Source organism: Sphingomonas faeni (assembly GCF_023195535.1).
GTDB classification, from domain to species: Bacteria; Pseudomonadota; Alphaproteobacteria; order Sphingomonadales; family Sphingomonadaceae; genus Sphingomonas; species Sphingomonas faeni_B.
In genome coordinates this window covers 1-255 of sequence record NZ_JALPNF010000040.1, presented here as the reverse complement: position 1 = coordinate 255, position 255 = coordinate 1, and the positions used below count along the sequence as shown (strand labels likewise).

The window sequence follows — 255 nt, the reverse complement described above, 5'->3', positions numbered from 1 at the left end:
CTTCCATCGCTTGAGCGATAGTACCATTGGCGCAGTCGGGTTTCACGGCCGAGTTCGGAATGGGATCGGGTGGGACACCGACGCTATAGCCACCAGGCAATGGAGCCGGTGCGACATGCGTCACTGAATATCTGGGTCCCTCGGGTTCCGCCTTGCGGCGAAGCCTGAGGGTTTTAAAATCGATACCGTGCATGGTTGTGTTGTATTTGTGACCAATCCCTCGACGGCGAGGGGATTGGCAATCTGGCGTCGTCT

General features: G+C 57.3%; 1 rRNA gene. It reads right to left on the bottom strand.

The features are described 5' to 3' along the window. Positions 1–97: ribosomal RNA gene (gene rrf, locus SPHN_RS18370) — 5S ribosomal RNA — on the bottom strand; the annotation flags it as partial. Positions 98–255 lie beyond the last annotated feature (158 nt).